Source organism: Kineosporia mesophila, from assembly GCF_021129235.1.
GTDB classification, from domain to species: domain Bacteria; phylum Actinomycetota; class Actinomycetes; order Actinomycetales; family Kineosporiaceae; genus Kineosporia; species Kineosporia mesophila.
Map to the genome: position 1 here is coordinate 128739 of NZ_JAJOMA010000018.1, position 25636 is coordinate 154374.

Annotated in this window: 24 protein-coding genes; 12 read left to right on the top strand and 12 right to left on the bottom strand. The window is 70.6% G+C overall.

The genetic code is table 11. The annotated features are described in order from the left end of the window. The gene (locus LR393_RS24080) at positions 1-393 is read right to left on the bottom strand and encodes an ASCH domain-containing protein (protein WP_231486646.1); all 393 of its coding nucleotides are present in this window, start codon (positions 391-393) and stop codon (positions 1-3) included. A 169-nt stretch (positions 394-562) separates the two neighbouring features. Between LR393_RS24080 and LR393_RS24085 the strand changes: the two genes are divergently transcribed. After that, the gene (locus LR393_RS24085; RefSeq protein WP_231486647.1) at positions 563-784 is read left to right on the top strand and encodes a hypothetical protein; all 222 of its coding nucleotides are present in this window, start codon (positions 563-565) and stop codon (positions 782-784) included. Positions 785-860: 76 nt separating this feature from the next. On the opposite strand, the gene LR393_RS24090 is transcribed toward LR393_RS24085, so the two are convergent. The 4 genes from LR393_RS24090 to LR393_RS24105 form a co-directional block, all read right to left on the bottom strand. Continuing rightward, a complete protein-coding gene (locus tag LR393_RS24090) occupies positions 861-1781 on the bottom strand; it encodes an ABC transporter permease (RefSeq protein WP_231486649.1) in 921 nt (306 codons plus the stop codon). Further along, positions 1774-2976, bottom strand: a complete 1203-nt coding sequence (locus LR393_RS24095) for a quaternary amine ABC transporter ATP-binding protein (protein WP_231486650.1) — start codon at positions 2974-2976, stop codon at positions 1774-1776. The genes LR393_RS24090 and LR393_RS24095 overlap by 8 nt, the downstream gene beginning before the upstream one ends. Continuing rightward, positions 2973-3974 (bottom strand): ABC transporter substrate-binding protein, encoded by a 1002-nt coding sequence (locus LR393_RS24100; protein WP_231486651.1) that lies wholly within the window; start codon positions 3972-3974, stop codon positions 2973-2975. Before LR393_RS24100 ends, LR393_RS24095 begins: the two co-directional genes overlap by 4 nt. Before the next feature lie 480 nt (positions 3975-4454). Further along, positions 4455-5339 carry a LysR family transcriptional regulator gene (locus LR393_RS24105; RefSeq protein WP_231486654.1) on the bottom strand — a complete coding sequence of 295 codons (885 nt, stop codon included), beginning with the start codon at positions 5337-5339 and terminating at the stop codon, positions 4455-4457. Between the two features lie 155 nt (positions 5340-5494). On the opposite strand from LR393_RS24105, the gene LR393_RS24110 reads away from it, so the two are divergent. Then, complete coding sequence (locus LR393_RS24110; protein WP_231486656.1) at positions 5495-6022, top strand: calcium-binding protein; 528 nt, start codon at positions 5495-5497, stop codon at positions 6020-6022. Between the two features lie 7 nt (positions 6023-6029). Here the strand turns inward: LR393_RS24110 and LR393_RS24115 are convergent, their stop codons facing one another. Further along, positions 6030-6419, bottom strand: a complete 390-nt coding sequence (locus LR393_RS24115; protein ID WP_231486658.1) for a DUF2500 domain-containing protein — start codon at positions 6417-6419, stop codon at positions 6030-6032. A gap of 160 nt (positions 6420-6579) precedes the next feature. On the opposite strand from LR393_RS24115, the gene LR393_RS24120 reads away from it, so the two are divergent. The 5 genes from LR393_RS24120 to LR393_RS24140 all read left to right on the top strand — a co-directional run bounded on the left by LR393_RS24120 (position 6580) and on the right by LR393_RS24140 (position 13522). After that, on the top strand, positions 6580-8220 hold the full coding sequence (locus LR393_RS24120; RefSeq protein ID WP_231486660.1) for a dihydroxyacetone kinase subunit DhaK: 1641 nt from the start codon (positions 6580-6582) through the stop codon (positions 8218-8220). Positions 8221-8447: 227 nt separating this feature from the next. Beyond that, positions 8448-10532, top strand: coding sequence for an MMPL family transporter (locus tag LR393_RS24125; protein ID WP_231486661.1), 2085 nt, complete (start codon positions 8448-8450; stop codon positions 10530-10532). A gap of 50 nt (positions 10533-10582) precedes the next feature. Continuing rightward, entirely contained in the window at positions 10583-11740 is a 1158-nt protein-coding gene (locus LR393_RS24130; protein WP_231486663.1) for a sensor histidine kinase, read from the top strand. An 11-nt stretch (positions 11741-11751) separates the two neighbouring features. Then, positions 11752-12417: a response regulator gene (locus LR393_RS24135; protein ID WP_269327809.1), complete on the top strand. Its 666-nt coding sequence runs from the start codon at positions 11752-11754 to the stop codon at positions 12415-12417. Between the two features lie 52 nt (positions 12418-12469). Further along, positions 12470-13522: a HEAT repeat domain-containing protein gene (locus LR393_RS24140; protein WP_231486668.1), complete on the top strand. Its 1053-nt coding sequence runs from the start codon at positions 12470-12472 to the stop codon at positions 13520-13522. Between the two features lie 3 nt (positions 13523-13525). Here the strand turns inward: LR393_RS24140 and LR393_RS24145 are convergent, their stop codons facing one another. Next, the gene (locus tag LR393_RS24145) at positions 13526-13996 is read right to left on the bottom strand and encodes a hypothetical protein (protein WP_231486669.1); all 471 of its coding nucleotides are present in this window, start codon (positions 13994-13996) and stop codon (positions 13526-13528) included. Positions 13997-14018: 22 nt separating this feature from the next. After that, positions 14019-14951, bottom strand: a complete 933-nt coding sequence (locus tag LR393_RS24150; RefSeq protein ID WP_231486723.1) for an SDR family NAD(P)-dependent oxidoreductase — start codon at positions 14949-14951, stop codon at positions 14019-14021. 102 nt (positions 14952-15053) lie between these two features. Between LR393_RS24150 and LR393_RS24155 the strand changes: the two genes are divergently transcribed. Continuing rightward, positions 15054-15932 carry a helix-turn-helix transcriptional regulator gene (locus LR393_RS24155; RefSeq protein ID WP_231486725.1) on the top strand — a complete coding sequence of 293 codons (879 nt, stop codon included), beginning with the start codon at positions 15054-15056 and terminating at the stop codon, positions 15930-15932. A 48-nt stretch (positions 15933-15980) separates the two neighbouring features. Then, positions 15981-16601 carry a DUF6518 family protein gene (locus LR393_RS24160; protein WP_231486728.1) on the top strand — a complete coding sequence of 207 codons (621 nt, stop codon included), beginning with the start codon at positions 15981-15983 and terminating at the stop codon, positions 16599-16601. Positions 16602-16670: 69 nt separating this feature from the next. Here the strand turns inward: LR393_RS24160 and LR393_RS24165 are convergent, their stop codons facing one another. The 3 genes from LR393_RS24165 to LR393_RS24175 form a co-directional block, all read right to left on the bottom strand. Further along, positions 16671-19580 carry a vitamin B12-dependent ribonucleotide reductase gene (locus LR393_RS24165; protein WP_231486731.1) on the bottom strand — a complete coding sequence of 970 codons (2910 nt, stop codon included), beginning with the start codon at positions 19578-19580 and terminating at the stop codon, positions 16671-16673. Between the two features lie 159 nt (positions 19581-19739). Continuing rightward, positions 19740-20234 (bottom strand): transcriptional regulator NrdR, encoded by a 495-nt coding sequence (gene nrdR, locus LR393_RS24170; RefSeq protein ID WP_231486733.1) that lies wholly within the window; start codon positions 20232-20234, stop codon positions 19740-19742. 378 nt (positions 20235-20612) lie between these two features. Next, complete coding sequence (locus tag LR393_RS24175) at positions 20613-21179, bottom strand: LysM peptidoglycan-binding domain-containing protein (protein ID WP_231486736.1); 567 nt, start codon at positions 21177-21179, stop codon at positions 20613-20615. Positions 21180-21369: 190 nt separating this feature from the next. Here LR393_RS24175 and lexA point away from each other — a divergent pair, with 190 nt between their 5' ends. Both lexA and LR393_RS24185 read left to right on the top strand, forming a co-directional pair. After that, the gene (gene lexA, locus LR393_RS24180; RefSeq protein WP_231486749.1) at positions 21370-22122 is read left to right on the top strand and encodes a transcriptional repressor LexA; all 753 of its coding nucleotides are present in this window, start codon (positions 21370-21372) and stop codon (positions 22120-22122) included. 389 nt (positions 22123-22511) lie between these two features. Further along, the gene (locus LR393_RS24185) at positions 22512-22772 is read left to right on the top strand and encodes a hypothetical protein (RefSeq protein ID WP_231486752.1); all 261 of its coding nucleotides are present in this window, start codon (positions 22512-22514) and stop codon (positions 22770-22772) included. 3 nt (positions 22773-22775) lie between these two features. Here the strand turns inward: LR393_RS24185 and LR393_RS24190 are convergent, their stop codons facing one another. After that, positions 22776-24986 (bottom strand): ATP-dependent DNA helicase, encoded by a 2211-nt coding sequence (locus LR393_RS24190; protein ID WP_231486754.1) that lies wholly within the window; start codon positions 24984-24986, stop codon positions 22776-22778. A 131-nt stretch (positions 24987-25117) separates the two neighbouring features. Here LR393_RS24190 and LR393_RS24195 point away from each other — a divergent pair, with 131 nt between their 5' ends. Beyond that, positions 25118-25636: an ATP-binding protein gene (locus LR393_RS24195; RefSeq protein WP_231486757.1), complete on the top strand. Its 519-nt coding sequence runs from the start codon at positions 25118-25120 to the stop codon at positions 25634-25636.

The window sequence follows — 25636 nt, forward strand, 5'->3', positions numbered from 1 at the left end:
TCAGAGCACGTCGAATCCCACGCAGACCACCAGGGTGGCGTCGGTGATCTCGTTCCCACCGCGCTCCCAGAACGCCCGGTGCGCCCCGGCCCACTCCCGCTGATCGGCGTACCCCTCCCCCTCCGACCGCGCGAACCCGTCGCTGACCGCCCCGAAGGCCACCACGTCCACCGCCGTGATCCGGATGCGCCCGATCTCGGCGATGTCGTCGTCGACGAGCACCATCACCTCGCCGACCCGCTCGAGCTCCTCACCCTCGTCCGCGTACTCGGACAGCAGCCCGGCGGTGCCCCGCTTCGGCCCGGCCAGCACCAGCCCGGTCAGCTTCTTGCGCATCGCCCCCGGCGTGCCGATCTCCATCGTCCGCAGCCCGTCGATCCGTGGCCAGCCCATCGTCCGCCCCTTCTCGTCCCTGGGTCGCAGACGAATGTCCGTCCCGCGACCGAAGAGACGCAGCCCTCGTCGAGATCAGCCTTGACGGTACGACATCGACGAGAACAGTGATCGAGGCCGAAGGACCGGTCTCACCGATCAGTTCACGCCCTGGGACACCATCACCGATGTGCGCGCCGGGAACGGCCCGGCACCGTCGTTCGTCATCGACTTCGCGCTGACCTCCGGACTTCGGGCCCGCACTTCCCTGGGCCGATTCGGAGACGATGTCCGGGAACTGCCATACATCGTCGGCCCGGCCGCTACGTTCCGCGGCCAGACGGTCCCGGCCTACCGCGCTGTCCGTCACTACTGCGAGAACCCCGACCGGCGGCCCGGGATCGGCCGGTAGGACTGACCACAGGAATGAGGGACGCCTACCAGCCCGCGGGCTGGTAGGCGTCCCTCATTCCTGATCGAAAGTCAGCTCACACAGCAGCCAGCTCGCGGGCCTCGGCCGGCTGGACCTGGGCCTGCTCCAGCCCCTCGGACGCCTTGCGCTTCGGCCACCAGGACGGGTTGCCCCGGCCCTGACCACCGAGTGCGGCGGAGACGCGGTCGAGGTAGATCGCGAGAACCACCACGGCCAGGCCGCCTTCGATCGAGTCGCCGATCGCGAGGCTCTGTACCGAGGAGACCACGATGCCACCCAGGCCCTCGCCACCGACCAGACCGGCGACGACCACCATCGACAGGGCCAGCATGATCACCTGGTTGACGCCGGCCATGATCGAGGCGCGGGCCAGCGGGAGTTGCACCTCACGCAGGATCTCCCAGCGCGAGCCTCCGAAAGCGGCCGATGCCTCCACGGTCTCGGGGTCGACCTGGCGGATACCGAGCTGGGTCAGGCGCACGGCGGGCGGGGCGGCGAACACGATCGTCGCGATCATGCCCGGCACCGCGCCGATGCCGAAGAACAGCACCGTCGGCAGCAGGTACACGAAGGTCGGTACCGTCTGCATGAAGTCGAGCAGCGGGGCCACGATCGCCCGCACCACCGGGTTGAACGCCGACCAGATACCCACCGGGATACCGATGGCGAGCGCGATGATCGTGGCCACCAGCACGGTCGCCAGGCTCTGCATGGTCTCGTACCACAGGCCCATCGAGTCGACCACGAGCAGGCCGACCACGAGCAGGGCGGTGAGCCCGATGCGACGGGTGATGACCAGGGCGATCACGGCGAACACGATCGTCATCGGCAGGGGCTGCAGCCCGGCCACGATGTCGTAGGTCCAGCGCAGCAGGTGGCTCAGCCAGGTGGTGAGGAAGTCGAAGAGACCCTCGAAATGCTCCTGGAACCACCGGATGACATCTTCGCCGTACTGACCGATCTTCAGATCAGGCATTGACGGTCGCCTCCTCGCGGACCTCGGGAACACTCGACAGGCTGGACAGGATCGCCGCGCGGGGCACGACGCCGGCCAGCTTGCCGTCCTCGTCGACGACGGTCACCGGCACGACCTGACGGCCGGCCAGGTGCATGAAGTCGCCGATCACGGCGTCCGGCTTCACGGCGTGGTAGTCCTTCGTGACGGCACCGGACAGGTCTTTCTGCCCGCGGTTGACGGCATCCAGGAGGTTGGTGTCGGTGACGACGCCGAGCAGGTGCCCGTCGTCCTTCAGCACGAACGCCCCGTTGGCCTCGTTGTCGGCGAGTCGGGTGAGGGCCGAGCGGGGTTCCTCGTCGACCTTGAAGGTGAGAAGGGCGGGACGCACCAGGTCGGTGGCGGTGAGTACCCGGGCCCGGTCGACGTCGGCCACGAACTCGCTGACGTAGTCGTCGGCGGGCCGGGCCACGATCTCGACCCCGGCGCCGGTCTGCACGACCTGGCCGTCACGCATGACCATGATCCGGTCGCCGATGCGCATGGCCTCGTTCAGGTCGTGCGTGACGAAGACGGTGGTGCGCTTGTCCTCGGCCTGCAACTGCATGAGCAGGTCCTGCATGTCGCGGCGGATCAGCGGGTCGAGGGCCGAGAACGGCTCGTCCATCAAGAGGATCGGTGGGTCGACGGCGAGCGCCCGGGCCAGTCCCACACGCTGGCGCATACCGCCGGACAGCTCGTGCGGGTACTTCGAGCCCCGCCCGTTCAGCCCGACCCGGTTCAGCGCCGCGTCGGCCTTCTCGAACCGCTCGCTCTTGGAGATCCCGCGCACCTTGAGCCCGTACGCGGCGTTCTCCAGCACCGTGCGGTGCGGGAAGAGCGAGAAGTGCTGGAACACCATGCCGATCTTCTCGTTGCGGATCTGCCGCAGCCGGGAGTCGGGGATGCCCACGATGTCCTCGCCGTCGATGAGCAGCTGACCGCTGCTCGGCTCGTTCAGGCGGTTGATCATGCGCAGAACGGTGGACTTGCCAGAACCGGAAAGTCCCATCACGACGAACATCTCGCCGGTCTCGATGGTGAAGTTGACGTCGTGCGCACCGAGGTAGCCACCGGCCCGGGCCACCGCGGCGGCCGGGTCGTCACTGGCCAGCGCCCGGCGGGCCGCGCTGTCGCTCAGCCCGTAGGCCTTGCTCAGTCCCTTGCCCTCGATCATTTGAGGATCACCGACTCCGCGTCTTGACCGTCACTGGACTGCACACCCTTGAGGAACTCCCGGACCTTGTCCGGGTTGTCGTTGATCCAGGCCTTGGCGATGTCGGGCAGGGACTTACCGTCCTTGTCCTTGTCGTAGTAGAACTGGCCGGCCTCGTCCGTGGTGAAGGTCAGGTTCTTGAGGAAGGCCGCGATGTTGGGGTTGTCCGCGGCCCAGCCCTTGCGCGACACGGTGCGGATCTCACCGGCGCCGCCCCAGACCTTGTCCGGGTCCTGCAGGAACGTCGCCCCGAAGTCCACGGTCATCCAGTGCGGGCTCCAGCCCAGGAAGACGATGGCCTTGCCGGAGGAGTCGGCCTTCTGCACCTGGGTCAGCATGGCCGCCGTACCGCTGGCCACCAGCTTCCAGTCGCCCAGACCGTAGGCGTCGTCGTCGATGGCCTTCTGGATCGTCTCGTTGCCGGGGGAACCGGCCTCGATGCCGTAGATCCGGCGGCCGAACTCGTCACCGTGCTGGTCCAGGTCGGCCAGCGACTTGATGCCGAGGCGCTCGGCGGTCTTGGCCGGCACGGCCGGGGCGTACTCGGTGCCCTTGAGGATCGTGCTGTCGACCTCCACGTCACCGGCGTCGATCAGGTCGCCGTAGGTGGGTTCCTGCGAGGGCCACCAGTTGCCCAGGTAGGCGTCCGCGTCGCCGGTGGACATCGCCTGCGCGCCGAGCTCGACCGAGACCTCGTCGACCTTCACCGAGTAGCCCAGACCCTCCAGGATCTGCTTGCTGATCTCGTTCTCGGCCTGAAGGTCGACCCAGGGCTGCTGGATCAGGGTGACGGACTCGGCGCCGCCACCACTGTCGTCACCACCGCCACCGCTGTCGGCGACCAGGGCGAAGTCGCCCTTGTCCTGCGCGCTGGAGCAGGCCATGGTGGTCGCGACCGCCGTCACGCAGACCGCGAGGGCCAGCATCCTGCGACCGCGGCGTAGGCCGGGAGGCTTCATCGGACTTCTCCTTCTTCCGGTGCTGCTGCTGATGCTGCCGATTCAGTGGTCCACCCGGGCCGGAGCGTCACAGAAACTGCGCCGGGCGGCCGCTCTTGGACCAAGACACGTCAAGGTGCGGCCGAAAGTTCATGTCCTGCAAGAAACCGGACCACCGCAGGGTTGCTGGTCCCGGAAAGATCCGGTCCCGCTGGGCGGGTCATGGCCTCGAACAGGGTCGTTCTTCGGGTTCACGTCATCGTCGGCAGGTGGATACGGGACGCACCACCCTGCCAGGAAACGCGCCCGGAAGCTCGCCGGGGGCGAGAATTATGCGCCGATTACCACACGTTGTCCCCGTGTCCGCAGCGGGGTGTCCGCGTCCACGACCCATAGCTCCGTCCTCTCGGCTGCCCCTGATCGTGGCAGCCGGGAGAACCAGGGTCGATAGTCCCGAACTGGAGAGAGAGACCAATTCTCTCTCAATCCTATAGAGATTATCTATGCCTCGTCGCCGTACATCGACGCCGCGAGGGTACGGAAGTGCTGTCCCGGGCTGCTGAGCCCCCGCGCCCGCCAGATCAGGTGCACGGCCGCGACCGTGGGCCGGCGCAGCGGCAGCACCCGGGCCCCGCGCTGGGCGGCGTCCTCGGCCAGCCCTTCCGGCAGCAGGGCGGCCCCGGCCCCGGCCAGGACCAGCGGGATCACCGCGGCCAGGTGCGCGGTCTCCACAGCCAGCTCCGACGCCTCGCCGGCCACCTGGAGTTCGGTGTCGAGCAGTTCCCGCAGCGCGGTGCCCCGCAGCGTACAGATCAGGCCGAGCGGCACCAGCTCGGTGACGCTCACCGTGGTCTGGCCGGGCAGGGCGTCGGGCGGCAGCACCGCCACCAGCCGGTGCTCGACCAGCCACTGGCTCTCCAGCACCCCGGCCGGCGGGGTGCCGTCGACCAGGCCGAAGTCCGCGTCGCCCGAGCGGACCTGGTCGAGCACGTCGGAACGCCGCGCCGGGTCGCCGATGCTGAACTGCACCGCCGGGTGGGCCTGCCGGAACTCGCCGATGATCTGCACCAGCGGCTCGACCGCCCACAGGGTGTTCGAGATGATCGTGAGCCGCCCGAACCCGATGTCGGTGACGCTGCGTACGGCGGTGGTGGCCAGCTGGAACGAGCGCAGGGTCCGGCGGGCCGGCACCATCAGAGCCTGCCCGGCCGCCGTCAGGCGTACTCCCCGCCCCAGACGCTCGAACAGCGGTGAACCCAGCTCCCGCTCGAGCAGGCCGATGGCGTGGGAGAGGCTGGGCTGGGCGATGGTGAGGGCCGCCGCGGCCCGGGTGAAACTCCCGCACTCCGCGACCGCGAGGAAATACTCCAGCTGTCGACGGTCCATCGGCCACAGAGTAGGGCTCGCCTGTTACAGGTGGGGGTCTTCCAGCGCCCACCGGTTCATGAGAGGGCCTTCATGTTCCTCTCCTGCGGCGCTCACCTGCGCCCGGTGAACTTCTCTTGCCCGGAAGGACAATCCGAAGACCTCAGGAGCCAGCCATGAAGCGCATGACCCGCACCCTTCCCCTCGCCGTCACCGCCGCGGCCGCCCTCGGCGCCGGCACCCTCCTGCTCGCGGGCCCGGCCAGTGCCGCCGCCCCCACCGCCGCGGCGACCCGCACCTGCAACGGGGTGAAGGCCACCATCGTCGGCACCGGCGGGGCGGACGACATCGAGGGCACCCGCGGCCGGGACGTGATCGTGGCGCTCGGGGGTGCGGACGAGATCGACGGCCACGGCGGCAACGACCTGATCTGCGGTGGGGCCGGTTCCGACGAGATCGACGGCGGCTCCGGGAAGGACGTGGTCTTCGGCGGGTCGGGGAACGACGAGATCGACGGGGACTCCGGGGCCGACCGGCTGCACGGGGGCAAGGGCCACGACGAGATCCAGGGCGGCTCCGGCAACGACCGGCTGTGGGGCAACTCGGGCAACGACCTGCTCGAGGGTGACTCCGGCAAGGACAAGCTCTCCGGCGGGGCCGGCCGCGACCGCGTCTACCAGGGCGAGGAGCCGGACAACGACTGAGGGGACCTCAGCGGTCCTGCGGGGTGCGGCTGAAACCCTGGTAGCGGGTGCCCTGGTAGGTGACCTGACCGCGGTCGCCCTCCAGGAGCGTCCCCCATTGGTTCCCCTCGACCGGGAACTCGATGCGGTCGTGCCCCTGGATCTCGAACGTCACGAAGTAATCGGTGTGTGAATGTTCGTTGCTCCGGCGGTGGTCCTGGCGCTTGGCCACGACCGTGCCGGGCACGGTGAGCACGGGCGCGGCGTTGTCCCGCCTCCGCTGCTGCATCCCCTGGATCGTGGCCCTGCCGATTGCCACCACGAAGGCCAGGAAGACCAGCGCGATCACACCCGCGAAGGCGAACCAGACGTAGAAGAACGGGTCGATGGAGCCGTCGAAGTCCCTGAATCCATCCATCGGTGGTTCTCCTGAGCGTGAGCGGTTGGGCGCGACACCGTACAGACACGGTGAAGGGGTCATTCGATGCATGCAGGATCTGTGACTTCTGACGCCTCATGTGCCCCACAGCGCGCTTCGATAGTGTCGAAGAGGATTCACGCCGCGCGAAGGAGCATTCATGGGCCACCTCGTCAACGATGTCGACCACGCCGTGCAGGACTCGATCGACGGGCTGGTGCGGGCCTCGGGCGGCAAGCTGGCCCGGCTCGACGGCTATCCGGACATCAAGGTGGTCGTCCGCACCGATGCCCAGCGCGACCGGGTCGCCGTGGTCTCCGGGGGTGGGGCCGGTCACGAACCCGCCCACGCGGGGTTCGTCGGCCAGGGTCTGCTGACCGCCGCCGTCTGCGGTGACATCTTCGCCTCCCCGAGTGTGGACGCGGTGCTCGCCGCGATCGTGTCGGTCACCGGCGACGCGGGTTGCCTGGTGATCGTGAAGAACTACACCGGCGACCGGCTGAACTTCGGCCTCGCCGTCGAGCGTGCCCGGGCGCTGGGCCTCGCCGTGGAGATGGTCGTGGTCGGCGACGACATCGCGCTGCCCGACGCACCTCAGCCGCGGGGCCTGGCCGGGACCCTGTTCGTGCACAAGACCGCCGGGGCCGCGGCCGAGTCGGGCGCGTCGCTGGCCGAGGTGGCCGCCGTCGCCGGGCGCGTGGCCTCCACCGCCAGGACACTGGGAGTCTCCCTGACCGGCGTGGCCATCCCGGGCCGCCCCTACACCGAGCGGGTCGAGCCGGGCACGGCCGAGCTGGGTCTCGGCATCCACGGCGAGCCCGGAGCCCACACCATCCAGCTTGAGGACGCGGCTGCTCTCGTTGCGTCGATGGCCTCCTCCCTGGAGGAGGCGCTTCCGGGATCAGGGCCTCTCGCCCTCCTGCTGAACAACCTCGGTGGCGTGGCCGCCCTGGAGCTCGGCATCGTGCTGCGCGACCTGCTCGCCACTCCCCTGGGGGCCCGGGCGTCGCTGCTGACCGGCCCCGCCCTGCTCATGACCTCGCTCGCGGCCCAGGGTTTCTCGGTCTCGGCCCTGCCGGTCGACGCCGAGCTGACCGCACTGCTCCAGGCCCCGGTGGCCGCGCACGTCGCCTGGCCGGGAGCCCTGCCGGTGGGTGAGGTCGCCGTCGTCGAGGTGCCCGCCGCCGGGCACCCGACGTTCACCGCGTCCGCCGACCACGACGTCCGCAAAGTTCTCTCCGCCGTCTGCGACGGCATCGTCGAGGCCGAGGGCATGCTCAACACCCTCGACTCGTACGTCGGCGACGGCGACACCGGCTCGACGTTCGGCACCGCCGCGCGCCGGGTTCTGGCCGGGCTGGACGACCTGCCCCTGGCCGAGCGCCCCGCCCTGTTCTCCGCCCTCTCCGGGATCCTCGCCACCAGCATGGGCGGATCCAGCGGCGTGCTCGGCTCGGTGTTCTTCGCCGCCGCCGGAACCGCTTCTGCGGAAGGTGCTTCCGTGACCGACGCACTCCAGGCCGGGATCGGCGCGATGCAGCGGTACGGCGGGGCCTCGGTCGGTGACCGCACCATGCTCGACGCCCTGGTACCGGCCGTCGCCGCGCTGTCGTCCGGATCGGTCACAGACGCTGCCGAGGCAGCCGAGAAGGGCGCCGCCGCAACCGCTTCGATGACGTCGGCGCGCGCCGGCCGATCGGCCTACGTACCCTCCGAGCACCTGGCCGACGTCCAGGACCCGGGCGCGGCGGCGATCGCGGTGATGTTCCGGGCCGCGGCCACCACCACCCGCCCCGCCTGAGACAAGCCGCCACCCCCTTTTTCCTCCGTGATCATGCAAAACCTCCCCAGCGTTCTAGAACAGTCGGCGCTGGAGTTCTAGAACTCCGGGGAGGTTTTGCATGATCACGGAGGGGTTTGAGTTCCCTCTCGGCGTACATCGCATGTCGTACGCGGCCCGGCCGGGCCGCTCCGGATGCCATCTCGCGGCGGACGCGGGGGCCGGCCTCTCCCGGCGAGGCTCGGGGCATGGACGAGAAGAGTTCACCCATCAGCCGCTTCGTGCGGCTCCTGCATGCCGCACCCCGCCGCTCCCTGCTGGCCGTGCTGCTGTTCGTCGCTCTGGCCGGGGTTTTCGGGGGTCCGGTGGCCGGGGCCCTGCAGACCGAGGGCGGTTTCGCTCCCCCGGACGCCGAGTCCTCCCGGGCGCTCGAGCGGATCGAGGCCGCGACCGGCCTGCAGCCCAGCGCCGGGGTGCTCGTACTGGTCGAGAGCCCGGCGAAGGTCGCCGACACGGTCGCCACCCTGTCCGCCGTGAACGGTGTGGCCTCGGCCGATCCCGCCGGTCCCGCCACCGACGGCAGCTCCACGCTGGTCACCGCCACGCTGCGGGCCGGTCTGGACGAGGAGAAGATCGCCCACGACGTGCTCCAGGCGTTCGACGGGCGCGGGGGCTTGACCGTCGGCGGGGAGGCCGTGCTGGGTCTCCAACTGGGCGAGCAGACCGAGAAGGACCTGACCCGGGCCGAGCTGTTCGCCTTCCCGGTGCTGGTGCTGCTGTCGATCCTCTTCTTCGGCGGGCGGGGTGCCGTGCTGCCGCTGGTCGTCGGCGTCACGACCGTCCTCGGAACGTTCCTGGCACTGCTGGGCGTCAACCAGCTCTACGGCCTGAGCATCTTCGCCCTCAACCTCGTCATCGGCCTGGGACTGGGCCTGGCCGTGGACTATTCGCTGTTCCTGCTGAGCCGTTACCGCGAGGAGCTGACCCGTCAGGGAGACGGCGCCGAAGCCGTGCTGACCACGATGCGCACCGCCGGCCGCACGGTCGTCTACTCGGCCGCGACCGTCGCCGTGGCCCTGGCCACGCTCGCGGTGTTCCCGATGGGCTTCCTGCGGTCGATGGGCATCGCCGGGGCCGCCGTCGCCGTGGTCGCGGCGCTCGCCTCGCTGATCGTCTCCCCGGCCCTGTTCGGCCTGTGGGGCGCGAAACTCGCACGCCACCGGCGCACCTCGGGCGAGGGCCGCTGGTACCGGTTCTCCCACGCGGTGATGCGCCGGCCCGGGGTCATCGCCGTCGCGACCGCCGCCGTGATGCTGCTGCTGGCCGCCCCGGCCCTGCGGGCGAACTGGACCCCGGTCGACGAGACCATCATCCCGCCGAGCCTCAGCTCCCGGGTGGTGGCCGACACCCTGACCGAGCACTACGGCACCGACGCCGGTACCCCCGTGAGCGTTGCCGTGCACAGTGACGACGCCGCCCGGGTCACGGACTTCGCCGGGGCGGCGTCCGCCCTGCCCGGCGTGGCGGCCGGCGCAGAACCGACCGAGCCCGCCGACCTGGGGGCGGGAACCTGGCAGCTCGACCTGCTCGTCGACGGCGACGCCACCGGTGACCAGGCCCGCTCCGTCGTGAACGACGTCCGTGATCTGGCCGCCGACACCGGTGTCGACGCCCTGGTGACCGGGCCCGCCGCGTCCTTCATCGATCAGCAGGACGCCATCGCCGGCACCCTGCCGATCGCCGTGACCCTGCTGGTGGCGCTCACCATGCTGGTGCTCTGGCTGATGACCGGGTCAGTCGTGCTGCCGGTCAAGGCCGTGCTGATGAACGTGCTGACCGTCGGCGTCTCGCTGGGGTCGATCATCGTCGTCTACCAGGACGGTCGCCTGACCGGACTGCTCGGCTACACGCCCAACGGCGGGGTGGAACCGACCAACTTCCTGGTCGCCGCCGCCCTGGTCTTCGCCCTCTCCACCGACTACGGCGTGTTCCTGCTCGGCCGGATCAAGGAGGCCCGGGAGGAGGGCCTGGGTGAGCGGGAGGCCGTGGCCTCGGGTCTGGGGCGCACGGGCAGCATCGTCACCGCGGCCGCGATCCTGCTCGCGGTGGCCATCGGGGCCTTCAGCACCAGCGAGATCTCGTTCATGCAGCAGATCGGGATCGCCACGGCCGTCGGGGTGCTGGTGGACGCGTTCATCGTCCGCTCGCTGCTGGTCCCGGCCCTGATGGCGCTGCTGGGCAAGTGGAACTGGTGGTCGCCGATGTGGCTGCGGCGCGTGCACGACAAGGTCGGCCTGTCCGAGGGTCGGCCCGAACTGGTTCTGGCGCGCTGACTTTCATGAGCGAATGTCGATCCGGATCATCCCCGGCTAACCTGTCGGGGATGATCCGGTTCCGTCCTGCCCCCTGGGACGTCGCACTGACCGTGCTCTGCGCGGCCGCGATGTTCGGTGAGGCCGTGTACCGGTACGAGTTCCCGGGGGTCCTGGGCTCGTCCCTGATCGTGGCCGCCTCGCTGCCGGCCCTGATCCGCTGGCGGGCCCCCACGGCCTCGCTGGTCCTGGCCTTCGTCACCCTCTACGCGCTGGCCCGGCTCGAGATCGAGGTCGACATCTTCACCACCATCCCGGCCCCCGCCGTGCTCTGCGCCTACGCCGTCGCCGACCGGCACGGGCGCCGGGCCGCGATCGTCACGGGGATCGCGTGCCTGCCCCTGACCCTGGCCATCCTGCAGATCTACAGCCCCCACGCGCTGTTCAGCGTGCCCACCGCGCAGAACCTCGCCTGGGTGGTGCTGCCGCTGGCCCTGGGCGTGGCCGCCCACGAGCGCCGGGCCGCCATGACCGCCCTGGTCGAGCGGGCCCGCACGGCCGAGCGCACCCAGGAGGAGACCGCGCGGCGGCGGGCCGGTGAGGAACGGCTGCGCATCGCCCGCGACGTGCACGACGTGGTCGCCCACGCCCTCGTCACCATCAACGTCCAGGCCGGGGTCGGGGCCTACCTGGTGCGCAACGACCCGGACGAGGCGCACGCCACGCTGCGCACGATCAAGCAGGTCAGTGGGGACGCCCTGGGAGACCTGCGCTCCACGCTCGGTCTGCTGCACGCGGGTGAGCCGGCGGTCTCCGAGCCCGGGCCTCCGGTGCAGGGAATCGCGGCGCTGGACGAACTCGCCGAGAACCTGCGCACCGCCGGGCTCGACGTCACCGTCGAGCTGGACCCCGGGCCGGTTCCCACCCCGGTCGGCACCACCGCCTACCGGATCGTCCAGGAGGCCCTGACCAACACCCTGCGGCACGCCGGACCCACCACCGCCCGGGTCAGCGTGCGGCCGGTGCAGGACCGGCTGGTCGTCGAGGTGGTGGACGAGGGTGGGGCGTCCACCGGTCCGTTGAGTACCAGCGGGTCGGGCAACGGCGTGCGGGGTATGCGTGAACGGGCGGCCGCCGTCGGGGGCACACTCGAGGCCGGGCCCCGGCCCACCGGCGGGTGGCGGGTCAGCGCCGCTCTGCCCCTGTCGGCCAGGAAGGAGGCACCGTGACCATCAAGGTGATGCTCGTCGACGACCAGCCGTTGCTGCGCGCCGGTTTCCGGGCCCTGATGAAGGCCGTGCCCGACCTCGAGGTGGTCGGTGAGGCCGGCGACGGCGACCAGGCGGTGCTGCTGGCCGGGCAGACCCGGCCCGACGTGGTGCTGATGGACGTGCAGATGCCACGCTCCGACGGGCTGCGGGCCACCGCGCGGATCACCGCGGACCCCGCTCTGTCCGGCACCCGCGTCATCGTGCTGACCACGTTCGAGCTCGACGAGTACGTGTTCGGCGCCCTCAAGGCCGGCGCCTCGGGATTCCTGCTCAAGGACATCGAACCGGAGGCGCTCATCGACGCGGTCCGCCTTGTGCACGACGGGCAGGCGCTGCTGGCGCCCCAGGTGACCGGCCGGCTGATCCAGGCCTACGTCGGTGCGCAGACCGCTCCCCCACCGGCCCCGGCCGGACGGACGGAGGTGGAGGGGCTCGACAGCCTGACCCAGCGCGAACGCGACATCCTGCGCCTGGTCGCGGCCGGGATGTCGAACAAGGAGATCGCGGAGGAGCTGGTGCTGTCGCCCCTGACCGTGAAGACCCACGTCTCCCGGGTGCTGGGCAAGCTCGGGGCCCGCGACCGGGCACAGCTGGTGGTCATCGCCTACGAGGGCGGACTGGTCGGCCGCGGGTGACATACGCGAAATTCTCTGGCCGAAAGCGATTGCGTAACCCAGGATGGGCCCCGTGGTAACGGTCCTCTCCAGCAGTACCCTCGTGCTCGACGTGATCCGTAGCGTCGCGAGTGGCGACGCCGGCGAGATGGCGGCCACCGGTCGCGTGCTCGACCGGATGGACAGCCGGGCCTGGGTGGCGCTGAGCCGGTACTGCGGCTACCTCGACCACACCGACCACAAGCTCTGGGTCCCCGCACCAGCGGCCCGCGAGCGTCTGCGGCAGCCGGAGGTCCCGGTCGTCGCCGCCGCGGTGCTCAGCCGGCACCCCGACGGGTACGTGCGGCAGCAGGCCACCCAGGTGCTCGCCGCGATGCCGGGCACCTCCGCCGTCGCCACCGCCCTGGCTCTGGCCCTGCTCGACCCGGTACCCCAGGTGCGCACGGCCGCCGCCGACGCCCTGCTGCCCCGGTTCGACGTGACACAACACCTTTCGGCCCTGCGATGTCTGGTCGAGGCCCGGCGCCGCCGCTGGGCCCAGTCCGGCACCGCGCTGAACGCCCTGCTGGACCTGCTCTTCCAGCAGATGACGGTGCCGGTGCTCCTGGAGACGTTCGACCGGATCGGCAGCCGCAGCGAACGGCGCTGGGCCCACTCCCTGGCCCGCTCGCTCGGGGAACTGTCGCCCCCGCAGATGGTGACGATCGCCTTGTCCGACCACGACGCCTGGTTGCGGCGGGCCGGTGCGGGATGGCTGTCCGAAGACCGGATCGCCGTCCCCGCCGGACTTCTCGCCTCACCCGACCCCGACGTGCGGTGGATCGTGCTGCAGGATGCCGACGATCTCGACGCCTCCGACCTGGAGCCCTTGCTGGCCGACCCGGCCCCGGCCACCCGGGCGCTCGCCTGCCTGCACGCCCAGCGACTGGGCCTGGATCTGGGCGAGTGGTACCGCACCAGCCTGTGGGCCGGCGACTCCCAGGTGCGGGCCGCCTGCCTGGAGGGCCTGGGCCGGTTCGGCGACACCCGCGACGTGCCGGAACTACGCAACCACCTGGCGCACGGCACCCGGAAGGTGCGCCTCGCCGCCGAGCGCTCGATGGCGAAGATCCTGCTGCGGTTCTGACCCTCACCCCCGGTGACGCCGGGTGCGGATCGCGTGGGCCGCGGGACGGTCCGGGTAGGTGCGGGCCCGGACGGCCGAGGGGACGAGGTCGTCGAAGCCACCGTGCCACTCCCACCATTTCGGCCGGTGCCGGCGCAGCTCGCCGTGGGCCCGCGAGAGCAGCAGGTAGTGGTGGTTGTGCAGGTAGTAGAAGTTCTCCGGGCCCGAACCGGCGAAGTGGGTGGCGGCCTCCAGCGCCCGGCGCTCCGGAGCACGGTGGGGGCTGGCCTCCACCCGCACCGACATGCCCTGCTCGTCCCCCAGGTCGTAGGTCACGTGCGGCAATGTCACCGGTTGGCAGCACATGCACATGACCTCACGCTCCCCGATGTCCCCCGGATCCACCGTCGTCGGGGTGACGCCCGGAAACAGCCGGTGAGCAAGGTGTTCGGGCTCGAGGTCGGTGATCATGTAGAGGACGTAGTCGAGCGCCACGGCCCCAGCATAGGCGCGGAGCTCAGGCGGCCGCCCGGGCCAGGAGTCCCTGCGTCGCCTCCCACAGCCGTGCCTCCCTCGCCCGGTCGTGGGCGACGGGCGGCAGTGTCTCGCGGAGCTTTCCGCGCACCACGAAGGCGCCGTCGCGCAGGTGCGCCCACCGCTCGTCCACGGCCATCGACGCCAGTTGCGGCCCGGACTCCCGCGGGGTGGCCACCCCCGGCAGACGACCCAGCCCACGCCCGATCGCCTGTGCAGCCGCCGGGGTCTGACGGCCGAGGGCGGTGCCGGGCATCCAGCCGGGCTCGAACACCGACACGTTGATGCCGTCCCCGGCCCGGCGCTGCAGTTCGTGGGCGTAGTAGAGCACCGCCAGCTTGGCGTTGGAGTAGGCGACGCCCGAGGCTTTGAAACCGGGCGCACTGTCCCGCGGCGCGGGACGGGCGATGTCGACGGGGTCGCGCCAGTCGGCCTGCGGCACACCGAGCAGTCGGCGCCAGATGTTGGCGTGATACGTGTTCGAACCCAGCAGCACGATGCGGGACGCCGGCTCGAACGAGGCGAGCAGATCCCCGACGAGCTGAGCGTGGGCCAGATAATTGACGGCGAAGGTCATCTCGTAGCCGTCGGCCGAGGCGGAGCGGGTGTCGGCCGACATCGTGCCGGCGTTGGCGACCAGTGCCCGCAGCGGGCGCACGGACCCGGCGTCCAGCAGGTCCCGGGTCGTGGCCGCGGCGGCTCGCACGTCGGCCAGCCGGGACAGATCGGCGCCGATCTCGTGGACCACGGCCCCGTGCGCCCGGGCCCGGCCGGCGACCTCGCTCAGGGCGGGACCGCTGCGGCCCACCAGCAGGAGATCAGGGCGCTCGGCGGGTGGGCGCCGGGCCAGGGCGAGGGTGGCGGTGCGACCCAGGTTTCGGGTCGGGCCGGTGATCAGTACGGTTCCGGTGCTCATGGACCTGATCCTGGCTCCGGCCCCGAGGCACAGCCAGCAGCCTGGTTGTCGTAGGACTGACAGACCCACGACAACGCCCACGACCTGTCGCAGACTGTTCCGGTGGAGTCATGGGAGTTCGGGCGGGCACTACGCCGGTGGCGTGACCGGGTATCGCCGGAGACGGCCGGGCTGCCCCCGGGTGGCCGTCGCCGGGCCATCGGCCTGCGCCGCGAGGAGCTCGCCGCACTGGCCGGGATCTCGACCGACTACCTGACCCGCCTGGAGCAGGGCCGGTCCACCGCACCGTCTCTCCCGGTCGTCGAGGCGCTCGCCCGGGGCCTGCACCTGCACGACGCCGAGCGGCACCTGCTCTTCCACCTGGCCGGGCACGTACCGCCGGGGCCGGACATCGTGCCCACCCGCATCACCCCGAGCGTGCAGCGCCTACTCGGCCGCCTCGACCACACCCCGGTCGCGGTCTATGACGCCACCTGGACCCTGATCATCGCCAACCGTGCCTACGACGCCCTGATGGGCGAGACCACCACCTGGCGCGGCCTGGAGCGCAATGCCCTGTGGCGCAACCTGGTCGGGCCGGGCAACCGGGTCGTCCACAGCGCCGACGAGCTGGCCGCGCTCCGGGCCGGGCAGATCGCCGACCTGCGGATGACCGCGAGCCGCTACCCGGCCGACCACGCCCTGCAACGACTGGTGGAACAGCTCACCCGGCACAGCCCGCTCTTCGCACAGCTGTGGGACTCCCCCGGACTACAGCGCCCGGCCGGGCCACCGTCGCCGAAACGCAAGACGGTGCTGCACCCTTCGGTTGGGCCGATCGATCTCGACTGCGACGTCCTGTTCGTCGCCACCGACGACATCCGGATCATGATGTACACCGCCGAACCCGGCACCGGGCACGCCGAGCGCCTGGAACTGGCGCTGGTCCTGGGAACCCAGTCGCTGGTCGCGGAAAAACTGTCCGGGAAGCCAGGCCTCTGATACTTGAGGACGATGCCCGCCCCGCCGCGGGCGGCCACCCTTGCGAGGGTGTCCCGGACAACCAGCCACCACGTCACCGACTCCCTGCGCGCCGGACTGATGGTGGGCGTCCTCAGTTTCGTGATCGGCGCCCTGACCGCCTGGGCCCAGACCGTGCTGCCGTATTCGCTGTACTCCCTGGCCAATTCGGCGAATGCCTGGGTGCTGGTGATCGTCGTGCTGATTCTCGGGGTCCGGGCCGGCCCGGCTCTGGCCACCCTGCTGGGATCGGCGAGTTCGGTGCTGCTCATGCTCGGCTTCACCGCGGGCCTGGCCCTGTACGGCAAGCCCTACGACCCCCTGCTGTGGACACTGTCCAGCGCTGTCGCAGGGCTTTTCATCGGCCTGTCGGCGGCCTGGCTGCGCGGCGACGGCGTGCGCCCGGCCCTGGCCACCGCGGCCCTGGCCGGTGTGACGATCGGCGAGGCCCTGTTCGGCCTCACCTACGTGCGCGAGACCACCAGCCCGGTCTACTGGATCCTGAGTGGGATCGCCGGGATCACCTTCCTGGCCGCCATGCTCGCCCGGCGCATCCGCGGGCCCCTCCCGACGGCCGTGGCCCTGGCCGGTGCGGTGGCGGTGATCGTGGTGTTCATCCCGGTCTACGGGACGGTGGGCACGTACGCGTGAGAAGAGCCGTTGCCTCCCACCCTGATCAGGGTGGGAGGCAACGGCTTCTGTCCGATGTGGCCCGGAGCGTCAGCTGCAGCCGGAGGTGCTCCCGCAGCCCTCGCAGACGAAGCAGGAACCGGCCGGGCGCATCTTGGTGCCGCAGGTGAAACACATCGGGGCGTCGGCGGTGCGGCCCTGCATGGCCTCGAACAGCTCGGCCGAGGAGTGCACGGCGGTCGGGGCGGACTTGGCCGTGGCCGCGCCGTTCACGTGGACGACGGGCAGCTGGCTGGTGGCCTTGCCGGTGGTCAGGGGCTGGGAGGTCTCCTGCGACTGGGCGGACTGGGCGAGGCTTTCGAGCTCTTCCTCGACGTCCTCGCCGTCCTCGTCCTGGGGCAGGTACGAACCGGTGGCCAGTTCCCGGGCCCGCTCGTCGGCCGAGTAGATGCCCAGCGCCGAGCGCTCCTCGAAGGACAGGTGGTCGAGGGCGAGGCGGCGGAAGACGTAGTCCATGATGCTCGCGCTCATGCGCACGTCGGGGTCGTCGGTCAGGCCGGCCGGCTCGAAGCGCAGGTTCGTGAACTTCTCGACGTACGTCTGCAGCGGAACCCCGTGCTGCAGGGCGATACTCACGGCGACGGAGAAAGAGTCCATCATTCCGGCCAGGGTCGAGCCCTGCTTGCCGAGCTTGATGAAGACCTCGCCGAGGCCGTCGTCCGGGTAGGAACCGGCCGTCATGTAGCCCTTGGCGCCGCCCACGGTGAAGCGGGTGGTGATCGACGGGCGGGACTTCGGCAGACGGCGGCGGGTCGGACGGTACTCGACGACCTTCTCCACGACCTTCTCGACCGGGGCGTCGGCCTTCTTCGCCTTGGCGTCGGAGAGCGGCTGGCCGACCTTGCAGTTGTCGCGGTAGACGGCCAGCGCCTTCAGGCCCAGCTTCCAGCCCTGGAAGTAGACGTCGGCGATGTTCTCGACCGTCGCGTTCTCCGGCAGGTTGACCGTCTTGGAGATGGCGCCGGACAGGAACGGCTGGGTCGCGGCCATCATGCGCACGTGGCCCATCGGGCGGATGGCGCGCTCGCCCATCGCGCAGTCGAAGACCTCGTAGTGCTCCGTCTTCAGGCCGGGCGCGTCGATGACGTGACCCTTCTCGCCGATGTACTCGACGATCGCCTCGACGGTCTCCTCCGCGTAGCCGAGCTTGCGCAGCGCCCGCGGGATGGTCTGGTTGACGATCTGCATCGAGCCGCCGCCGACCAGCTTCTTGAACTTGACCAGCGAGAAGTCCGGCTCGATACCGGTGGTGTCGCAGTCCATCATGAAGCCGATGGTGCCGGTGGGAGCGAGCAGCGAGGCCTGGGCGTTGCGCCAGCCGTTGACCTCACCGATCTTGAGTGACGCCTCCCACTCCTGGGTGGCTGCGCGCTGCACCGCGGCGTCCGTCGGATGCACGGTGCGGATGGTGTCGTTCGCGGCGGCGTGCTTGCGCATGACGCGACGGTGGGCCTCGGCGTTGCGCTGGTAACCGTCGTAGGCGCCCACCACCCCGGCGAGCTCGGCCGAACGACGGTACGCCGCACCGGTCATCAGCGAGGTGATCGACGCGGCGAGCGCCCGGCCGCCCTCGGAGTCGTAGCCCAGGCCCGACTCCATCAGCAGCGCACCGAGGTTTGCGTAGCCGATGCCGAGCTGGCGGTAGGCGCGGGTGGTCTCGGTGATCGCCGGCGTCGGGAAGTCGGCGAAGCAGATCGAGATGTCCATCGCGGTGATCACGATCTCGACGGCCCGGGTGAACTTCTCGACGTCGAAACCGCCGTCGGCCTGGACGAACTTGAGCAGGTTCAGAGAGGCCAGGTTGCAGCTGGAGTTGTCCAGGTGCATGTACTCCGAGCACGGGTTGCTGGCGGTGATCCGGCCGGACTCCGGCGTGGTGTGCCAGTCGTTGATCACGCCGTCGTACTGGATGCCGGGGTCGGCGCACTCCCAGGCGGCCCGGGCCAGCTTGCCGAACAGTTCCTTGGCGTCGACGTGCTCGATGACCTCGCCGCTGGTGCGGCTGGTCAGGCCGAACTGCTCGCCGAACTCGACGGCGCGCATGAACTCGTCGCTGACACGGACCGAGTTGTTGGCGTTCTGGTACTGAACGCTGTGAATGTCGCGGCCGCCGAGGTCCATGTCGAAACCGGCGTCGCGCAGGGCGCGGATCTTGTTCTCCTCGCGCGCCTTGGTCTCGATGAACTCCTCGATGTCGGGGTGGTCGACGTCGAGCACGACCATCTTCGCCGCGCGGCGGGTGGCGCCGCCGGACTTGATGGTGCCCGCGGAGGCGTCGGCACCGCGCATGAACGACACCGGGCCGGAAGCCGTGCCGCCGCTGTTCAGCAGTTCCTTCGAGGACCGGATGCGAGAGAGGTTCAGGCCGGCGCCGGAGCCGCCCTTGAAAATGAAACCCTCTTCCTTGTACCAGTTCAGGATCGAGTCCATCGAGTCGTCGACGGACAGGATGAAGCAGGCGCTGACCTGCTGCGGGGCGCTGGTGCCGACGTTGAACCAAACCGGCGAGTTGAACGCGAAGACCTGGTTGAGCAGCATCCAGGTGAGCTCGTGCTCGAAGACGTCGCCGTCGGCCTCGGTCAGGAAGTAACCGTTGTCGCGGCCGGCCTTGGTGTAGGTCAGCACGACCCGGTCGATGAGCTGCTTGAGGCTCGACTCGCGCGCGTTGGTGCCGACCGCGCCGCGGAAGTACTTGGTGGTGACGATGGTGGACGCGTTGAGGCTCCAGAAGGCGGGGAACTCGACTCCCTTCTGCTCGAAGATCGTCTCACCCGATCGCCAGTTGGTCTGGACGACGTCGCGTCGCTCCCAGGTCACCTGGTCGTAGGGGTGGACCCCCTCGGTGGTGTAGATCCGCTCGATGTTCAGGCCGGTGCGGCGCACCTGTGGTGCGGCGTCGCGGGTCTTCCGCGAGCCTCGGCCCGACGCGGTCTCCGTCATACGTCCGTTCCCCTTTGGTTGCTGCCGGCGGTGTCAGCGACCGCACGACGGCGTGGTTGTGCCAGTCATGGCTCGTGCTCACCGAATTGACGTGCGTTGTTGTGGACCGCCGCCGCCCGGCCTTCCCCAGCCGGGCGACGGCGGTGACTCAGCGGTAATTCAAGAGGTGCTCGACGGGGACGGGGAGCCCGGCTCGACGCCGGTCGGTTCCCGCTCGGCCCGGAGCACCGTGATGGCCGACTCGAAGTCCTCGAGCGACTCGAAGGCCTGGTAGACGCTGGCGAACCGCAGGTACGCGACCTCGTCGAGCTCGCGCAGGGGTACCAGGATGGTGAGGCCCACCTCGTGGGCCTCGATCTCGGCGCACCCGGTGGCCCGGATGGCCTCCTCGACGCGCTGGGCCAGCCGGGCGAGATCGTCCTCGCCGACCGGGCGCCCCTGGCACGCCTTGCGTACGCCGGTCGCGATCTTCGCGCGGCTGAACGGTTCTGTGGCTCCCGACCGCTTGACCACGGTCAGGCTGGCGGTCTCCAGCGTGCTGAAACGGCGGCCGCACTCGGGGCACTGCCGGCGGCGGCGGATGGCGGCACCGTCGTCCGTGCTCCGCGAGTCGACGACCCGGGAATCGGCGTTACGACAGAAGGGACAGTTCACGGCGCGACTCCTTCCGGGACACTCGCAGGGCAGGACCGTGGGTGGATCTGGGGACGGCCCGAGGATGCGTGACTTCGCCCTGTGGGTAACCACTGACTGGCTGTTGACTAGATGTGGATGCTTTACAGCTCTGTAACTACTACATCTGGGGGCAACGCTAGGCCGGAGGCGGACTCGTTGCAAGCTGCCCACGTGGGAGCCCCGATGCGATATTTGTCGAGCCACACACCCGCCCGCGCCTTTACGGGCAGAACTACTCCAGTCGGGTGACTACCTGGCGCAACTATAAAGCTACAGAAAGTCGCGGCCCAACGGCGTCCGGATAGCGGATGATCACGAGGTACGGCCAGGACGGACGACGGCCCGAACGGGCGGGCGTCAGGTGCCCGGAAGGGCGATGCGTCGGCCGGCACTCACGGCCGGACCGGGAAGAGCATTGAGCTCGATGATGTCGGCGACGGTGTCACGCCGATCGGCGTCCGGCGCGATCCGGCCGGCGATCCCCCAGAGCGTCTCCCCCGGGAGCACCGTGTGGTAGCTGACCGGAACCGGCCGGGCCTGCGACCCGGCCTCGGCGGGGCGGTCGAGGAGCAGCACCCCGGCGAGGACGGCGAGGACGGCGAGCAGCAGACCCCCACCGCGCAGGACGACCCGGCCCCGGCGGGTCAGGCGCAGCGGCACGACCCCGGACACCGGGGCCGGCCGACGAGGGACAACCCTCTCCCCGTCGCGCACGACGCGCAGCCGGGGGCGCCGACCCGGAACACCGACGGCGCCGGAAGCACCGGCAGCCCCTCCGGTGCCGGGCGAGCCGGCGGCCCGCAGCAACGGATGGGCCGTGACCCGGCGCGGCCGGGACGGCACCCGGGACACACGCGAGCGGCCGGATCGCACGCGCGGCGCGACCCCGGAACGGGTGGACGGCGGAGCAGACGTCAGGCTCATCCTCGACTCCTATCGGCGGGCCTGTGACCAGCTGTTCGAACACAGGTTCGATCGAACAGGTGTTCCATGTCTACCACTGCGCGGCGGAAAATCCGCGACACGTTCGAACACTTGTTTGAAAGTGTCGCCGCGCTTTCCTAGGGTGATCGTGTCCGGCGGACCGCCGGGCACAGGGTCATGGAGGTGGCAGATGGCAGACGATCGGACCGCCGGCGCGGCGGTACCGGAGAAGGGGAGTGCGACGGTGCGCACGCTCCCCGACGGCCCTCCCGACGGCGACGGCCTCACCGTTCGTCAGCGGCGGGTGCTGGAGACCATCCGGGAGACCGTCGACCGGCGCGGCTACCCGCCCACCATGCGCGAGATCGGTGAGGCGGTCGGCCTCACCAGCCCCAGCAGCGTGGCCCACCAGCTCACCAGCCTGGAGAAGAAGGGCTTCGTCCGCCGCGATCCGAACCGGCCGCGCGCGATCGAGGTGATCATGCCGGGCGAGCGGGCGACCCTGGGCCGGACCGCGACCGCGGGTGGGGCGGCCTTCCAGGTGGAGACCGCCGGTGACACGCAGCCCGCGGCGTCGTACGTGCCCCTCGTCGGCCGGATCGCGGCCGGTGGCCCGATCCTGGCCGAGCAGGCCGTGGAAGACGTCTTCGCGCTGCCCCGGCAGCTGGTCGGCGACGGTGAGCTGTTCCTGCTCAAGGTCGTCGGTGACTCGATGATCGACGCCGCGATCTGCGACGGCGACCTGGTGGCGGTCCGCCGTCAGCCGGTGGCCGAGAACGGCGAGGTGGTGGCCGCGATGATCGACGGCGAGGCCACGGTCAAGACGTTCAAGCGCAAGGGCGACGACATCTGGCTGCTCCCGCACAACGAGGCGTACAAGCCGATCCCGGGGAACGACGCGACGATCCTGGGCCGCGTGGTCGCGGTCATGCGCCGGGTCTGAAGCAACAGATCTGAGGCAACGGGGTCTGAGACAACGGGTCTGAGGCAACGGGTCGAGAACACCAGCAGCAACTGCCGCAACACCACCCGAAGGGCGTCCGCACGGAAGTGGACGCGAGAGCCGAGCCGGTTCCGCCCGACCAGCGGAGCCGGCTTCGCCGTGTCCAGGGCCGTTCGGCCTGCGTCCGGGTGTTCGATCTCACCGGGGCCGTTCAGGGGTTTGACCGGCCGGGGCCCGGTGAGCGCCCCGGCGTCGCGCTACTGTCCTGCGGGCGTCGAAAGTGTTTCGTTCCGGTTGCCCCGGGAGAAACACCGGTGAACGCCCCACCGGCAGATATGGCACCGAACCGGCCCGAAAACGCGGGCCGGACGGACGGAAAGGATCGAGCTGTGTCCGATCTCGTGGTTGACCTCACGGTCGTGGAAATCGACTCGACCGTGCGCGCTGTGCTCGCCCGCCAGCTTCAGGTCCCCGCCGACGCCCTGGCCGGGGCCGGCCCGCTGGCCCCGGTGCTCGACGACGCCGCCCGCCCGGCGCTGCTGACCGCGATGGGTGAGGCGCTCGACGCGACCTTCCCCGACGACTTCCTCGACGGCGTGCACACCGTCAACGACCTGACCAGCGCGGTCCGGGTCTCGCTGCGCGCCTGAGCCCTACTCCTGTGCGGCCTCGTCGATCCGCCGCAGTGCCTTGAGCACCACGTCCTTGTCGGTCGTGGTCCAGAACGGCGGCAGGGACGCCCGCAGGAAACTTCCGTAGCGGGCCGTGGCCAGGCGGGGGTCGAGCACCGCCACCACACCCTTGTCGTCGGACGAGCGGATCAGCCGCCCGACCCCCTGCGCCAGGCGCAGGGCCGCGTGGGTGGCCGCGACCGACATGAACCCGTTGCCGCCGGCCTTGGCCACAGCACGCTGCCGGGCCGAGGCCAGCGGGTCGTCGGGTCGTGGGAACGGGATGCGGTCCACCACCACCAGCTGACACGAGGGCCCGGGCACATCGACGCCCTGCCAGAGCGTCAGCGTGCCGAACAGGCAGGTGCGCGGATCCGCCGCGAACTCCTTGACCAGCGTGTTCATGCTGTCGTCGCCCTGACACAAGATCGGCAGGTCCAGGCGCTCGCGCAGTGCCTCGGCGGCGGCCTCGGCGGCCCGGCGGGACGAGAACAGCCCGAGGGTGCGCCCGCCGGAGGCCTTGATGAGCTCCTCGAGCTCGTCCATGGCCTGCGGGGAGGCGCCGTCCCGGCCGGGCTGGGGCAGGTGCTTGGCCAGGTAGAGGATGCCCTGTCTGGGGTAGTCGAAGGGGCTGCCGACGTCGAGGCCGGTCCACTCGGGCGCGCCCTCGCCGCCGAGCCCGACCGCCCCGGCGGCCGAGTCGAAGTTGCCGCCGATGGTCAGCGTGGCCGAGGTCAGCACCACGGTGCGGTCGCTGTACAGCCGTTCCTGGAGCAGCCCGGCCACCGACAGCGGGGCCACGTGCAGGCTGACCCGCTCGCCCCCGTCCGGGCGCCGGGTGCGGGAGACCCAGATGACGTCGTAGGCCTGGGCCTGCGCCGCGGCCTGGATGAACCGCTCGGCCACGTCGAAGATCTCGGTGACCGCGGCCCGCGCCACCTGGAGGGCGCCCTCGCCGTCGCCGCCCTTCTCGTCTTTGGCCAGCTGCTGGATCGAGGAGGTGACGGCCCGGGCGGAGTCCCGGATCTGCGAGATCGAGGCCAGGAGCCCGTCCGGCACACCGTTCTCCAGGCGCCCGGCGGGCGTGTCCTCCAGCACCGCCTCGAGCGTCTCACCGGCCACCTCGAGCATCGTCGTGTCGCCGACGCCCACGCGGCGGGCCATCCGGGCGGCCGACTCCACCATCGCCGGGGTCATCTCGTCGGTCGTCACCGAGGTGACCCGGTCGGCGAACTCGTGTGCCTCGTCCAGCACCAGCACGTCGTGCTCGGGCAGCATCGCGCGGCCCTCGAACGAGTCGATCGCCACCAGCGCGTGGTTGGTCACGACGATGTCCACGTCCCGGGCGCGTTCCCGGGCCAGCTCGACGTGGCACTCTCCCGCCATCGGGCAGCGGGAGGCGCCCAGGCACTCGTGCGCGCTGACCGAGACCTGCCGCCAGGCCTTCTCCGAGACGCCGGGCACCAGCTCGTCCCGGTCGCCCGTGCGGGTCGTCTCCGCCCATTCACGCAGGCGCACCACCTCACGCCCGAGCCGGCTGGCGGCCGCGCTGAAGGTGACCCCGGTCTGGCCCGTCCCCGGGGCCGGGTGGCTGACACCCCGGTCGGTCTGGTCGGCCACCGGCAGTTCGGCCGGGGCGTCGAACAGCGCGTCCTCGTCGGGGAAACCGCCGGCCAGCTTGTGCACGCAGACGTAGTTGCGGCGCCCCTTCACCAGCTGCCAGCTGGGGGAACGGCCGAGCTCGTCGGTCAGGGCACCGGCCAGGCGGGGCAGGTCGCGCTCGACGACCTGGGCCTGCAGAGCCAGCGTCGCGGTCGAGATGATCACCGGGCGCTCGGAGTTCACGGCCTTCTTCACCGCGGGCACCAGGTAGCCCAGCGACTTACCGGTGCCCGTACCGGCCTGCACCAGCAGGTGCTTGCGGGCGTTGATCGCCTCGTCGACGGCCTCGGCCATCTGCACCTGGCCCTCGCGCGGCACGCCCCCAATCTCCTTCACCGCGGCGGAGAGCAGCTGGGTCACCTTGCGCCGGCGGCCGCCGGTCTTCTTCGGGGTGGTTTCTGCTGGGGGACGCCGGCCCGCTCGCGCGGGGGTGTCGGCGACATCGTCGCCGGCCGCCTCGTCCTCAATTTCGGCACCGGTGTTCTCCCCCTCGATCCGCTCGTCGTGCCCGGGATCGATGGTGGAAGACATCGGACCAGCCTAATGGGCGGTCGGCCAAAGACCTGAATGTGCCGCTCTGACCCCCGGGACACCGCCCCCGTACTGCACCGTGGGTCTGAGCCTGTGCTGAATGCGGGTATTAGATGTCGAGGAGCGAGCGCATGAGCATCACCCGGCGGTCCGGGGCTGGGCGAAAATCTGGCCGCCACACCGTCACGGCGCTGTCCGCCTGGCGCCGCGAGACCTGGGCCCTGACCGCCATGGCCACCTGGGTACTGCAGGCCGGCGACGCGGCGAGGATCCCGGCCGTGCGACACCAGGTGATCGCCGCCCTGCGCTGCCGGGCCGCCCTGGGCAGTGACCTGGACTCGGCCGAGATCGTCGTGGCGGAACTACTGACCAACACGTTCGCCCACACCCCGGGACCGGCCTGGGTGACGCTGAGCTGGAACGGCACGCATCCCCTGCTGAGCGTGGCCGACATCGGGCCGGGCTTCGGCCGCCGGCCGGGGCTCCTCGACGAGATGCACCGTCTGGTGCCGAAACTCCCCGACGACGAGCTCTCCGAGCACGGGCGCGGGCTCTACCTGGTCGCGCAGCTGACGCACGACCTGGTGGTGACCCCGCGCCCGGCGGGCGGCTGCGTGGTATCGGCGACGCTCCGGCTACGTCATCGATAA